Genomic DNA, 13,539 nt, shown 5'->3' with positions numbered 1-13,539 from the left:
CATGACCGAGAGCATTCGTGATCAAGAAGTGCAGGCGCAACGATCCGATTTTGGTTTGCGTTTGAAGAACGCTATGGCAAAATATGGACCATTGTGTGTTGGAATCGATCCTCATCGCAAAATGCTGCTTAATTGGGGATACAACATGGATGCTCTTGGAGCTGAACTTTTTTCTATGCGCATGCTGCAAGCTATGAATGGTAGGGCAGCGGCAGTTAAATTCCAATCCAGCATGTTTGAGCGCTATGGTTCTAAGGGTTTCGCAGCGCTTGAGCGTGTGCTGTATGCCGCTCGTCAAATGGATATTATTACTATTGTTGATTGCGGTCATGGAGGATTGTCTACTACTATTTCTGCGCTTGCAGACGCATATTTTAAGCCTGGAGCTCCGCTTCTTGCTGATGCTATTACTTTGCTTCCTTATTATGGCGCACGTTCTATGGGCGGCTTAATTAACGAAGCTCTTAATAACGGTCGCGGTGTTTTTATTGCGTCTCTAACTTCTAATCGCGAAGGCGCAAGTTTGCAAACTGCTATTAGGCAAAGCGGAACTTACCGCGGAACTACTGTAGCTCACGGAATTGCTCAAACGGCTCAAAGTTTTAACAATAAAACTAAAGGAATGGGTTCTGTTGGTTTAATTGTTGGAGCGACTATTGGCGACTGGATGAACGGTGGTGGAATTGACGTAACCAGTTTTACTGGTCCAATTCTTTCTCCTGGTTATGGGTGGCAAGGTGCAGAAGCTGACGATTTAAAGCGTGTTTTTGCTGGTACACATGGTAATGTATTGGTAACTGTTTCGCGTTCGATTGCGTCGCATGGTCCAGATATTGGTGAACTTTCGGCTGCAACTGAACGCATAGCATTGGATATTCGTCAGGCTCTTGTTGATTCAGACGAATGTGTGTAAACGAGAGGTAAACAAATGGGTGCCACGGATGAGACTGCAGATTCGCAGTCTAGACGTCGATTAATCGTATTAACGGGTCCTACTGCGGCTGGTAAAGGCACAGTAGAAGGCATACTTCGTGAGAAGCATCCTCATATTTGGCTATCTGTTTCTGCTACCACTCGTGCGCCTAGACCTGGTGAATTTAATGGTATTCACTATTGGTTCTTAGATGAAGAAGAATTTGAGCGTCGTAAGCGTAATGGTGAATTCTTGGAAACCGCGCTGGTTCATGGCATGGCTCATTATGGCACCCTTCTTCAGCCTGTTTTGGATCATCTTACGCAAGATATTCCTACTTTGCTGGAAATAGATTTGCAAGGAGCTAGGCGCGTAAAACAAGAGGCTGCTCGTCTTGGATTAGAAGTTGTGTACGTGTTCATTGCGCCTCCGAGCTTTGAAGAGCTTAAGCGTCGTCTTATTGGTCGTGGTACTGAAACTCCTGAGCAGCAAGCAAAACGTTTGGAAACTGCTAAAGTTGAAATTGCTGCAGCTAAAGAGTTCGATGTTGTTATTGTGAACGATAATGCTGAGCGTGCCGCAGATGAACTGTGGAATGTTATTGCAAGCGAATACGACTTATAGTTAAAACTTACGCAATATCCAATCGATAGCATATAATAAGCCTTTTGGAACTATTGTGGCACCATAGAATTTGGAGAATATTATGGCATTAGGCACTCAGCCAACACCTACTGGTCTTGCGAATCCACCGATTGATGATTTAATGCAACATGCGGATTCCAAGTATGCGCTTGCCTTATTTGCTGCAAAACGAGCACGTCAAATTAATGCTTATTTTACTCAGCTTAATGAAGGTTTGCTTCAAAATGTTGGCCCACTAGTTGAGTATCAAAATCAAGAAAAGCCTTTAGCTATTGCTTTCCGCGAAATTAATGCTGGATTGCTTGAAGAGACTCTTGGTGAGGACGATTTAAGCGAAGGTAATTAATAAGCCTTGCTAATAAACGTCTTTATGGGTATTCGCAGTCGCGTATCATCCGTGCTCAATAAAGCGGATGCACGGCTGCGTTTTTCACTTTATTTAGCCTGTATTTAGCCTTATCGACTATAAACGTAAGGGGGAAATGTGGAAGAACGTAAATTAATTTCTGCAGAATCTGTAACTGAAGGTCATCCTGACAAGTTATGCGATCAAATTGCTGACGCTATATTGGACGATATGCTTCGTCAGGATTCTCATGCGCATGTTGCTATAGAGGTTTGTGCTTCCGTTGGTCAGTTTGTGGTTTTTGGCGAAGTGCGTGGTGAAGTTTATAGCGATATTCCGGGAATCGTGCGTCAAGTTGTTCGTAATGTTGGCTACACGAGCTCCACAATTGGTCTTGATGCTGATTCTTGTGGTGTTATGGTTTCTTTAACTGAGCAAAGTGCAGAAATTAATCAAGGTGTTGCTAGGTTGGATGCTTCTTGCGAGAGTGCATCTTCTCGTGAGGAGCACTACGCTGCTCAAGGTGCAGGCGATCAAGGTGTTATGTTTGGTTACGCTAGCGACGAAACAGATACTTTAATGCCTTTGCCGATTTATCTTGCTCATCGTTTAGCTCAAAAGCTTGCTAAAGTTCGTAAAGATGGCACTGTTGCGCATTTGCGTCCAGATGGGAAAACTCAAGTAACGATTGAGTATGATTCAAAAGGATCGCCTAAACGTTTGGATACTGTGCTTATTTCTACTCAGCATGACCCAGAAGTTTCTAGAGACTGGTTACAAGATCAGCTTGTTGAACATGTTGTTAATCCTGTGTTGGACGAAGTTCTTGCTCAAAAAGTTGCGCACGATTCGTACCGTATGCTTGTAAACCCTACTGGCTCCTTCGTTTTGGGAGGTCCTGCAGCTGATTCGGGCTTAACTGGTCGAAAAATTATTGTTGACACTTATGGTGGTGCTGCTCATCATGGTGGTGGAGCTTTTTCCGGTAAGGATCCTAGCAAAGTTGACCGTTCTGCAGCTTATGCAGCTCGCTGGGTTGCAAAAAATATTGTGGCAGCTGGTTTAGCTCATAAGGCAGAAGTTCAAGTTGCTTATGCTATTGGTATTGCTGATCCTGTAAGCGTAAACGTAGAAACTTTCGGAACTGAAGCTGAAGGTATTACGCGTGCAGATATTGCGCGTGCTGTGCGTGAAGTATTTGATTTGCGTCCAGCTGCGATTATTGATGAGCTTAACTTGCTTAAGCCAATTTATGCTCCAACCGCAGCTTATGGTCATTTTGGTCGTACGGATGTCAAATTCCCTTGGGAAGAAACGAATCGTATTGAGCAATTGAAAGATGCGCTAAAAAAGTAGTTTTATTGATAAATTTTGCTGTAAAATAACAGTAATTATGTGATGTAATTCAAGTAAAACTAAGGGTTATTTATGGCAGAGCAACCTTCGCTAGACGGCTTAGCGCGTAAAACAAGACGTAAGCGCAATGCTGTTTCTCTAGTGCCTGCTAATGAATGCCCTATTGCGCATGTGATGCTTGATGTTCAAGCTTCACATTTAGGTCGTACTTTTGATTACTTGATATCGCAAGATCAAGATGAATCTGCTCAGCCTGGGGCGTTTGTACGCGTTCGTTTTGGAGCACAAAAGCTCACTGGAGTTATTTGGTCTCGTTCTTCGCATACAGACACCCCTCATACTGCTTTAAGATTTTTAGAGCGCGTGTTTCCTTCAGATGTTTTGCTTTCTAAATCTTTGCGAGACGATATTGACGCCATAGCTAAAGCTTATGGTGGAACTAGCTCAAATATTTTGCGTCTTGCTGTGCCTCAACGCGTAGCTCGTGTTGAGCATGAGGAAGTTTTTGACAACATACGCTTGCAACGCAGAAAACAGTGGCGTGAAAATCTTAAGAAGCGTTTGCAAAACGATAACAATACAAACCCAGGTTACGCTACAACTTCTCGCATGATTTATGATTACGAAAATGCAAATATTTTATACAATGCATTAATCAAAAAATCTATTGACGCAAGTTTTAGTGAAAATAAAACAGAAAATCAATTAGTCAAGCAAGCAGAAAATAATTCTTCTCAATCTTTTATTGTAGACGCTTTACCAGGTTCTTGCCGACTTGCACAAGATTTAGCGTGGATGATTGTCACTGCTTTAAGCGCGTGTAAGCAAGCTGTTGTAGTTTTGCCGACGCTAAGAGAAGTAAATGATGTAATGCGCGCGCTAATGGTTTACGGATTAAAGCCATATAAGCGTGTCAGTGAGAATCATCGTGGTTTTTCTGCTGGAAGTTTTGATGGCGATGTAGCTCGACTTTGTGCTGCGGATCCTCCAGCTGATAGATATAGAGCTTGGCGTGCAATCGCGTCCGGAATAGTTCCTTGCGTTCTTGGCACTAGAGCTGCAATGTATGCTCCAGTTGAGGGAGATGCTTTATTTGCGATTGTTGAAGATTGCGCGTACCAATATGCTGATGGCATGATGCCGTATGCTCAAGCGCGTGGAGTTATGCGACTTCGTGCGAAAAGGCATGGCGGCGTATTTGTGTCAATGTCGTATTCCAGAAGCGCGCTTAGTCAAAGTGAAGTAGACTGCTATATGTCAAATGCGCAAGATGCGCAAGGTGAGCAATCTGTTCAAACTACTAAAGTTATTCAAACTACTCAATCTGCTAAAACTGCTGAAACAATAAGCGGATCTAGCATCCCTGTAAGTGCGAGTAAACTTGCTCGCGAAAAGTTAGTTCCGTGGGTTCGTTGGCTTAATCGTGAAGCTTTATTGAAATTAGCTGACCCAAGTATTGGCGCTCGCATACCGCATAGCGCAGTAAGAGCTATTAATGATGCTCTTTCGGATGGTAAGCCTGTGCTGCTTTCTATTGCGCAAGATGGTGTGACGCAATCGGCTATATGCTCTTCTTGCAAACGTCAAGCGCGCTGTAGACGATGTACCGGGCCTCTCGATGTTGCAAATAGTCAGCAAACAGCACGTTGCTCGTGGTGTGGTGCTAGTGCAATAAATTGGTCTTGTTCTAATTGTGGCAGTAGCAATATGCGAGTTATACAAGTTGGCGCTGCTGGTGTTGCAGAAGAATTATCTAAACTATTTCGCAACGTGCCTATTATTATTTCGTCACAACACCAACCGAACGGAATTATCCAGTGTATTGATGAAAAACCTGTAATTGTTGTTGCAACTCCTGGATGTGAGCCTCGCGTACAAACGCAAGACGCAAATTGTAACGGAGAATATGGTGTTGTAGCAATACTCGATACGTGGGTAAGTTTGTACGCTTCGGGGCTTGATGCGCGAATAGATACACTTAATTCGTGGATGAAAGCTTCTGCTTTATGTGCTCCTAGAGCGCGCGGAGGAAGTGTGCTTTTGATTGGCGAAACGTATCCTGTTCTTGCGCGTGCGCTTACATTGTGGGATACGACTCAACTTTCTTGCAATGAGCTTTCAGAAAGAGCTCAAGCAATATTGCCGCCTTGTGTAACTGCAGCATGCGTATGGGGTGCTCGTGATGCGGTTATGCGTGCGCTTGAAAACATTGGTGCAATGCAAGAAAATCTTGGGTGCGAAAGTAGTCAAGATGCTGATTTTTCAGCAATTTCTCCATTATTAGGAATTGTTCCAATGCATCCGCCTGTTACAGACAGATACCAGCATTTTGACGATATTTACGACCGTGTAAAAGCTGTAGTAAGAGTTCCGCTTTATTTAAGACAAGAATTAGTGAACCGATTGCACAAGGAAGTAGCTCGTCACGTAGCAACACGTGCTGCAGGAGAGTTGCGTTTTTGTGTTGATCCAAAAGATTTATTAGCGTACTAACTTACTAATAGGGGAGAGAAAAATGTTAAAAACATATCATTGCGCAGTTTTGGGAGATCCTATTTCGCATTCGCTGTCTCCTGTGCTTCACAACACGGCTTATAAGGTTTTAGGTCTTACAAATTGGCAATATAGTAAGGAAAAAGTAAGCGAAACAGAGCTTCGCGATTTTATTGCGCATCTTGACGATTCTTGGAAAGGCTTAAGCCTTACTATGCCGCTTAAAAAAACCGTAATGAAACTCGGTACACCTTGCGACTACTGGTCGCGCGCGCTTAACGTGGCAAATACTGCAGTTTTTACTAGCAACCCAGCAACCGCTTCGCAATCGCAAATAAAGCTATACAACACTGACGTAAGTGGCATATTAATAACATTTATGCAAGCATTACATGAGCGTATATGCGAAGTAAAAAAGGCTGTTATTATTGGCAGTGGCAACACTGCGTCCTCTGCATTGGCAGCTTTAATTGAAATTGCGCAAGTAGCAAAGCTTGAGCAAGTGCAAGTTGTTGCTAGAACTGAAGATGACGGTAGTGTAAAAGGCGTTGAACGTTTTAATAATCTTATACAAAAGTATTGCGCTGATTTTCCAAATAAAATAAGCATAGGTCAAAATAATAAAAGCGAAGAAAATGACGCTATGTATGAGCCTGTGCAAGGTATTGAGTTCCCAACAATAAGCGAAGAAGTATTTTCAAAATTTGCAGACTATAGCGCAGAAAAATTGAGTGCAGAAAAATTGTCAGAATGTGATAAATCTCTCATTTTGAAATCTTTAAATTCACTCGAAGCTGTTCGTGCAATCGCAGAAGCAGACATAGTCATAAGCACAGTTCCAGCGCATGTAGCAGATCCAATTGCGCTTGCGTTGAAAGCGTACTGTCAAGATAGTGCGAATAATCAAACGAAATTAGGAACATTGCTTGACGTAGTTTACGATCCTCGCCCAAGCATGCTACTTAGTGTATGGCAACAATACGGTTGCGCTATTGGCGGAGAAGAAATGCTTTTGCAACAAGCTTTAGCACAAGTAAGTCTTATGACGATTGAGTACAGGCAATCTAAAGAAAATTTTGGGAATTGTGCTAAGACTTGCGCTGAGGATTGTGCTGAGACTGGTTCTGAGCTTGGTTATAAACCTAGTGCTGACAAGGCTAGATATTACGATGACGTAAGTAGTCTCATGCGAAAAGCCTTACAGGAGGCATTATGAGCGATAATACGCAACATACTACGCAAAGTGATGTGCAACGTGATGCGCAACATACTACGCAACGTTCCGCGTCGACTAGTATGCAACTATCTGACAGATTTGAAGTTATGCTAATTACAGGCATGAGCGGAGCTGGGCGCTCGCACGCTGCTAACGCGTTGGAAGATATGGGATGGTATGTTATCGATAATCTTCCGCCAAAACTGCTCATACCGCTAGTAGATATGATGACTTCATCCGGTTCTAAAGTGCATAAGCTTGCTGCTGTTATTGACGTGCGTTCTAGAGGATATTTCGACGACCTGTTTGCAGTTCTTGCGCATATTGATGACCTTGGTGTAAAAACGCGAATTCTGTTTCTAGATGCTTCAGATGCTGTGCTTATCAAGCGTTACGAGTCTGTGCGTAGACCGCATCCTTTGCAGCGCGGTGGCAGACTTATTGACGGTATTCTAGAAGAGCGAGAGCTGCTCAGTCATCTGAAAGATTGCGCAAATATTATTATCGATACTTCTGCACTTAGTATTCACCAACTTTCTACAAAGCTTTACGAAGGATTGCTTGGAAAAGGCTCTTCTACTGTTTCTGTGCATATTTTCAGCTTTGGATTTAAATACGGCATGCCAATGGACGCTGATTTTGTTGCCGATATGCGATTTTTGCCGAATCCTTTCTGGGTTCCTGAATTAAGGGAGCTTACAGGTAAGGATCAAGCTGTGCAAGATTATGTTTTATCGAATTCTGCGGCAATTACATTCTTAGATTCTTACGAAAATGCGCTTCTTACAGCTATCGACGGATTCGCTAAAGAAGACAAGCATTACGTGACTATTGCTGTAGGATGTACTGGCGGTCAGCATCGTTCTGTTGCCGTAAGTATTGAGCTTGCTAGACGTTTGAGATTGCACGGTTTGCAAGTTACAGTATCTGCAAGAGAGCTACAGAGAAGATCATAATAAGTGGAGAAGTAAAGTAGCAAAAAGTAAAGTAGTGAAAAAGTAAAGTAGTGAAATGCGATTATGAAACTAATCAATTAAAATTAATTAAAAAATTAAATAAAAATTGTGTAAATTATATAAAATATAAAAAATCTTGTACTAAAAGCATGTAAAGCATGTGCAAAAACCGGTAAAATGTCCAACGTATTCTGTATCACAGAAAGCCGGGCATGTCGTGTGCCACAGCATCATGCAAGTACCCAACAGCACTCATATTTTAAGAAGAACAAAAGTAGGAGGTTGTCCCTTGGCTCTTCTTGACGACGTCAAAAATGAACTCGTTTCAAACAACAATGAGCTCCCGACTGTCATTATGGCTCAAGCTGCAGCAATGATGCGCTTTGCTGGCGGCTTAAGGCCAGTAAATAATCAAGCTGTTATTCGCGCTCAGTTGGATTCTCAGCGCGCAGCTCAGTGGCTTGTTGAGGTATTGAAAACTTATTTCCAGAGGGAAGCAACAATTGCTCAAGTTTCTCGGCAAACTCCTACGGGCACTGTAGTTCGCTATGACGTGGTAGTTGAGCGTGGTGCTGCAGCACTGGCTTTGCAATCTGGTCTTCTTGATCGACGTATGAGAATTGTTGCAGGTCTTGCACCTGAGATTGTTGGTGGAAGTATCGCCCAAATCAAAGCAGCTTGGCGTGGTGCTTTCTTGGCTCACGGTGCTATTTCCGACCCTGGCAAAGCTAGCTATTTGGAAGTTGTTTGCCCAACTCATGAGGCTGCAAATGCTTTGCAAACTATGGCGGCGCGACTTGGCATTAGCGCCAAGGCTCGTCAGGTTCGTAGCTCTGAGCGAGTGACGTTGCGCGATTCTGACGCAATTGAGCGAATGTTGATTTTGATTGGTGCTCCTCGTTCTGCTCGCGAATGGACCGGTAAGCGTTCGGACGGTGAAGCTCGCGGAAAAGCAAACCGTTTGGCTAATTTTGACGATGCGAATATGCGTCGTAGTGCTAAGGCTGCTGCTGAGGCATGCGAAAAGGTTCGTCACGCATTCGATATTTTGGGCGACGATATTCCAGATAATTTGTTGATGGCTGGAAAGCTTCGTCTTGAGCATAGCGACGCAAGTTTGGAAGAGCTTGGTCACTTGGCTGATCCTCCTATTACAAAGGATGCGATTGCAGGGCGAATTCGTAGACTTTTGCAGCTTTCAGCGAAGGTTGAGAAGTCGCGTATGCAGCAGCTTTAATGCTGATTTTGCGTGGTTTGTAGCTGTATTGGCTGGCGGGTTTTTTTATGTGGCTGTGAGCGGTGGGTGTTACTTGTCTCGCAGCGCTCCGCTCTTATACCTTACTTGGACTTAGCGGTTGCGTAGTTAAGTTTAGTTTTTTACTTACTTTCTCTGCAAAAATAGTATTCGTCAACAAGATTATTACTATCGTTCCGCTTTTATATTGCTCGACCAAGCAACACCCACCCCTCACTCGTTAATTCCAATCGCAGTTGTTTTTGGTGTGGTAGGAAGAGTGATTGGTGTGGAGTGTGCAGCAGCACCGATGTTAGTGTTCGCCAAGCAATAAATACTCAACGTCTGCAGAGCATTAATGTCAAAGTTCACTAAGCAACATATAGTCGACGTTTGCAAAGCATTACTGCAAAGCTTCAGACGCAACGTTTGCAAAGCGCAACTGCAAAGCTACAAAACCACTTTTCGCAGAAGCATTACTGCAAAGCTACAGACGCAACGTCAGCAGAGCACTGGTGCAAAGCTGCGTTGTTCATAGGGATTGTTGAAGATGTGCGGTATAATTGCACCCGGCAATGTGTTGATGTTTGAGGCTGATTTTGCGTTTTGTTGAACGAAGTAAGCCGGCACGGTAAGCCAGTATGTAAGTCAAATATGGTAAGCCAATATGGTTTGGAAAGGATACCAATGAAGACACTGAAAGATTTGGGAGATTTGAGTGGTAAGCGCGTATTGGTTCGCGCTGATTTTAACGTTCCTCTCAAGGGTACGACGATTACTGATGATGGTCGTATTCGTGCTGCTTTACCAACCATTAAGGCTTTGCGTGAGCAGGGTGCTAAGGTGATTTTGATGGCTCACCTTGGTCGTCCAAAGGGTCAGGTTGTTCCAGAGCTTTCCTTGGCTCCAGTTGCGCAGCGTTTGGGTGAATTGCTCGGCACAAATGTTGTTTTGGCTGCAGACACTTACGGCGAAGATGCTCAAGCTAAGGTAGCTGCCATGAATAATGGCGACGTTGTTTTGCTTGAAAATGTGCGCTTCAACGCGGAAGAAACCAGCAAGGATGCTTCCGAGCGCGCAGCTTACGCTAAGAAGATTGCTTCTCTTGGCGAAGTGTTTGTTTCCGACGGCTTTGGTGTTGTGCACCGCGCTCAGGGTTCAAATTACGATGTTGCTGCCGATCTTCCAGCAGCTGCAGGCTTGCTTGTTGAAAAGGAAGTTAAGGCACTTTCTCGCGCAACTGAAAACCCAGAGCGTCCTTTGACTGTTGTTCTCGGCGGCTCTAAGGTTTCCGACAAGCTCGGCGTTATTGAAAACTTGCTTTCTAAGGCTGATCGTCTTGTTATTGGCGGCGGTATGGTGTTCACATTCCTCAAGGCTTTGGGTCACGAAGTTGGTACTTCTTTGCTTGAAGAGGATCAACTCGAGAAGGTTAAGGGATACATTGAAACCGCTAAGAAGAATGGCGTTGAGCTTGTGCTTCCAACTGATATTGTTGTGAATGCTGGCTTCCCAGCAGGGGATACTCCAGTTGCTCCAGAAGTAGTTCCAGCAGACGCTATTCCTGCAGACAAGATGGGCTTGGATATTGGTTCTGACTCTCAGAAGCTTTTCCACGACAAGATTGTTGACTCCAAGACTGTTGTTTGGAACGGTCCTATGGGTGTGTTCGAGGTTCCAGAGTTTGCAGCCGGTACTCGCGCTGTAGCTCAGGGCTTGGTCGATGCAACTAAGAACGGCACTTTCACTATAGTCGGCGGTGGTGATTCTGCTTCTGCAGTGCGCAACCTTGGATTCCCAGAAGATGGCTTCTCGCACATTTCTACTGGCGGCGGCGCTTCTCTCGAGTTCTTGGAAGGCAAGACTCTTCCAGGTTTGAGTGTGCTTGAGTAAGTAATATTGCTTGAGTAAGTAGTATTTACGCGAGCAAGTATAAACTAAATATTTCCGCTTATGCCGACTTTCGATTTTATGAATCCGTTTTGTAAATCGAGGTCGGCATAACACTAATTTGCGCAATACTATTAATCTTCAATCCTCAATTTTTAAGGGTGATTATGGTTGTTAAAAGAAAGCCGCTAGTCGCAGGTAATTGGAAAATGAACTTCAATCACCGCGAAGCAACGCATTTTATACAAAAATTTGCGTGGCTACTGCGTGACGCGCATTACGACTATCACGATTGTGAAATTGCACTTATGCCTTCTTTTACTTCAATAAGAAGCGTGCAAGTTCTTGTTGAGTCTGACCATTTGCCAATATTGTACGGAGCTCAAGCTGTTTCTGTTACTGCTCAAGGTGCTTTTACTGGTGATGTTTCTGCAGATATGCTTGCAAGTCTTGGATGTTCAATGGTTATTGTTGGTCATTCTGAAAGACGCAAGTATCATCCTGAAGATGATGCAAATATAGTTGATCAAGTTCGAGCTGTTCTTGCCGCAGGAATGCAGCCAATTCTTTGCGTTGGTGAAAGTCTTAAAGAACGTCAACAGGGTGTTGCGCTGGATTTTGCTGTAGGGCAAGTGCATGATGTAACGCGCGATTTGGATGCGAAGCAAGCTAAGCGTTTAATTATTGCGTACGAGCCAGTTTGGGCAATTGGTACGGGTATGGTTGCCACTGCTAACTCAGCTCAGGAAGCTGCATTGGCTATTCGTGAAGACTTGCGCGTTACGTTCGGTGACGATGTTGCAGATACTGTTCGTATTCTTTACGGCGGATCTGTAACTTCTTCTAATGCTTCAAGTCTTATCGCGGAGCCAGATGTCGATGGATTCTTAATTGGTGGTGCTTCTCTTGATGCGCAAGAACTTGCTAATATTGTGCGACTAACGGCTGCGCAAACACGTTTAGAGACTAAATAAGCTTAAGCGGTCAAAGGTTATTATTAAACTTAATTGAGTACTGTAAAACAGGAGGTTGGTTGTGTCCACTGTGAAGATTATTTTGCAGGTGTTGCTTGTGCTCACTAGCATTTTGCTCACATTGTTAATTTTGATGCACAAGGGCAAGGGCGGCGGCCTTTCCGACATGTTCGGCGGCGGTTTAACGAAGAACGCTGGTAGCTCTGGTGTTGCAGAAAAGAACTTAAATCGTTGGACGGTTATTATAGCGTTGATTTGGGTGGCTGTTATTGTTGCCTTGAACCTTATGACTAAGTTCTCACTTATCTAAGTATTCTTTTAAGCGCGTAGTCGAAAGATTGCGCGCTTTTTATTTTATAAATCAAAATTTATGGGCTTGTGTGTGATCTTGCGTACGCGCTTGCATTTGTGCGATTTACAAATTCATTATGCACATTAAAAATAGTGGGTAACTATAATGCTTCGTTTTTCTCCTTCTTTAGTAATTGCTGATCTTGACGGCACAATGCTTCACGATTCCGATACTTTTGAAGGCCGCTTTTTAAGCAGCGAAACTGTGCAGGCTGCTGAGCGTTTGCACGAATCTGGTATTCCGCTTGCTATTATTACGGCTCGTCCTGTTGGAAGCGCTTTTGATTTTGTTCACGATTTAAAAGCTCAAGTTTGCGCGTATCTAAACGGTGCGCTTATTGATTTTGATTGCGTTCACAGCACTATTTCTGAACTTACTTCGCAGCGAAGCATTGATACTCTTACTCGCTTTGGTTTTGACTCTAATCTTGCTGCTGATGTTTGCCTGCGATTGCTTGATAAAATACCTACGCTCCGTCTTGGTATTGTGATGAACGACGTTCGTTACACTAATTTTGATGTTCGTATGCTTTGGAACGAGCAGGATTTTATTATTACAGATTTTTCCAATGTTCCAAGTGGCATAGCAGACAAAATCATTATTGTGCCGCGAGATTGCGAGAAGGAACAGCTTCAGCGTATTATTCCGGATGATTTTTCCTTGCATATTAGCGAAGATGTGTTGTGGATGCTTACGAATCCTCTTGCGAACAAGGGACATGCACTGAACGTTATTTGCGATCGTTTGGGCGTTAAGCCTAGCCGTACTGTTGTTTTTGGCGACGATATTATTGATATTGATATGTTCCGTGCCGGTGGTTATGGGGTAGCGGTGGCGAATAGTAATCCGCGTTTGCTTGCGATTGCGGACGAAGTTTGCGATTCCAACAATGACGACGGTGTTGCCAACTGGCTTCATTCAACCCTTTTTACTAGATTGTGAATAACCAACCTTTTTTCGTTACTGGCGCAGTTGGGCGGAGTCATACGTCGAGCGCTCCAATTGTGGGGAAATTTCCTCGCGTTTGGAGCGTCTAACCCTCCGCAACCCTCCAAATGCGAGATGATGCTCGCGCTCTAAGCGCTCGCTTACGAAACTCGCTTGCGCTATCGCAACGTTTTAACCGAATCTCGCTGGCGAACTCTTTCTGGCAAGTAATCACCG

12 protein-coding genes are annotated in these 13,539 nt (G+C 43.8%); all 12 read left to right on the top strand.

Translation table 11 applies throughout. The features are described from left to right. The first annotated feature begins 1 nt into the window (after position 1). A complete protein-coding gene (pyrF, locus tag D0T18_RS03145; protein WP_116440458.1) occupies positions 2-913 on the top strand; it encodes an orotidine-5'-phosphate decarboxylase in 912 nt (303 codons plus the stop codon). Positions 914-928: 15 nt separating this feature from the next. Next, the gene (gmk, locus tag D0T18_RS03140) at positions 929-1,537 is read left to right on the top strand and encodes a guanylate kinase (protein WP_004108618.1); all 609 of its coding nucleotides are present in this window, start codon (positions 929-931) and stop codon (positions 1,535-1,537) included. Between the two features lie 82 nt (positions 1,538-1,619). Beyond that, positions 1,620-1,904 (top strand): DNA-directed RNA polymerase subunit omega, encoded by a 285-nt coding sequence (gene rpoZ, locus D0T18_RS03135; RefSeq protein ID WP_004108619.1) that lies wholly within the window; start codon positions 1,620-1,622, stop codon positions 1,902-1,904. A gap of 138 nt (positions 1,905-2,042) precedes the next feature. Further along, on the top strand, positions 2,043-3,260 hold the full coding sequence (metK, locus tag D0T18_RS03130; RefSeq protein WP_116440457.1) for a methionine adenosyltransferase: 1,218 nt from the start codon (positions 2,043-2,045) through the stop codon (positions 3,258-3,260). 72 nt (positions 3,261-3,332) lie between these two features. Continuing rightward, on the top strand, positions 3,333-5,753 hold the full coding sequence (locus D0T18_RS03125; RefSeq protein ID WP_116440456.1) for a primosomal protein N': 2,421 nt from the start codon (positions 3,333-3,335) through the stop codon (positions 5,751-5,753). 22 nt (positions 5,754-5,775) lie between these two features. Continuing rightward, positions 5,776-6,969 (top strand): shikimate dehydrogenase family protein, encoded by a 1,194-nt coding sequence (locus D0T18_RS03120; RefSeq protein ID WP_116440455.1) that lies wholly within the window; start codon positions 5,776-5,778, stop codon positions 6,967-6,969. An 80-nt stretch (positions 6,970-7,049) separates the two neighbouring features. Further along, positions 7,050-7,925 (top strand): RNase adapter RapZ, encoded by an 876-nt coding sequence (gene rapZ / locus D0T18_RS03115; RefSeq protein WP_100066708.1) that lies wholly within the window; start codon positions 7,050-7,052, stop codon positions 7,923-7,925. Positions 7,926-8,214: 289 nt separating this feature from the next. Then, positions 8,215-9,162 carry a DNA-binding protein WhiA gene (gene whiA / locus D0T18_RS03110; RefSeq protein WP_012914259.1) on the top strand — a complete coding sequence of 316 codons (948 nt, stop codon included), beginning with the start codon at positions 8,215-8,217 and terminating at the stop codon, positions 9,160-9,162. 684 nt (positions 9,163-9,846) lie between these two features. Further along, complete coding sequence (locus D0T18_RS03100) at positions 9,847-11,052, top strand: phosphoglycerate kinase (RefSeq protein ID WP_004108635.1); 1,206 nt, start codon at positions 9,847-9,849, stop codon at positions 11,050-11,052. Positions 11,053-11,216: 164 nt separating this feature from the next. Then, a complete protein-coding gene (gene tpiA / locus D0T18_RS03095; RefSeq protein WP_004108638.1) occupies positions 11,217-12,023 on the top strand; it encodes a triose-phosphate isomerase in 807 nt (268 codons plus the stop codon). Between the two features lie 61 nt (positions 12,024-12,084). Next, positions 12,085-12,333 carry a preprotein translocase subunit SecG gene (secG, locus tag D0T18_RS03090; RefSeq protein ID WP_004119067.1) on the top strand — a complete coding sequence of 83 codons (249 nt, stop codon included), beginning with the start codon at positions 12,085-12,087 and terminating at the stop codon, positions 12,331-12,333. Between the two features lie 147 nt (positions 12,334-12,480). Continuing rightward, a complete protein-coding gene (locus tag D0T18_RS03085; protein WP_116440454.1) occupies positions 12,481-13,317 on the top strand; it encodes an HAD hydrolase family protein in 837 nt (278 codons plus the stop codon). Positions 13,318-13,539 lie beyond the last annotated feature (222 nt).

Origin of the sequence: Gardnerella swidsinskii, from assembly GCF_003397705.1 — a bacterium.
Lineage (GTDB): Bacteria > Actinomycetota > Actinomycetes > Actinomycetales > Bifidobacteriaceae > Bifidobacterium > Bifidobacterium swidsinskii.
This window is presented reverse-complemented; position numbering and strand designations above follow the sequence as displayed.

What these genes read in the sequence shown, in the direction of transcription:
- D0T18_RS03100 (WP_004108635.1), top strand. Translation starts at nt 9,847, where the DNA reads ATGAAGACACTGAAAGATTTGGGAGATTTGAGTGGTAAGCGCGTATTG.
- rpoZ (WP_004108619.1), top strand. Translation starts at nt 1,620, where the DNA reads ATGGCATTAGGCACTCAGCCAACACCTACTGGTCTTGCGAATCCACCG.
- rapZ (WP_100066708.1), top strand. Translation starts at nt 7,050, where the DNA reads ATGCAACTATCTGACAGATTTGAAGTTATGCTAATTACAGGCATGAGC.
- D0T18_RS03125 (WP_116440456.1), top strand. Translation starts at nt 3,333, where the DNA reads ATGGCAGAGCAACCTTCGCTAGACGGCTTAGCGCGTAAAACAAGACGT.
- D0T18_RS03120 (WP_116440455.1), top strand. Translation starts at nt 5,776, where the DNA reads ATGTTAAAAACATATCATTGCGCAGTTTTGGGAGATCCTATTTCGCAT.
- D0T18_RS03085 (WP_116440454.1), top strand. Translation starts at nt 12,481, where the DNA reads ATGCTTCGTTTTTCTCCTTCTTTAGTAATTGCTGATCTTGACGGCACA.
- tpiA (WP_004108638.1), top strand. Translation starts at nt 11,217, where the DNA reads ATGGTTGTTAAAAGAAAGCCGCTAGTCGCAGGTAATTGGAAAATGAAC.
- gmk (WP_004108618.1), top strand. Translation starts at nt 929, where the DNA reads ATGGGTGCCACGGATGAGACTGCAGATTCGCAGTCTAGACGTCGATTA.
- pyrF (WP_116440458.1), top strand. Translation starts at nt 2, where the DNA reads ATGACCGAGAGCATTCGTGATCAAGAAGTGCAGGCGCAACGATCCGAT.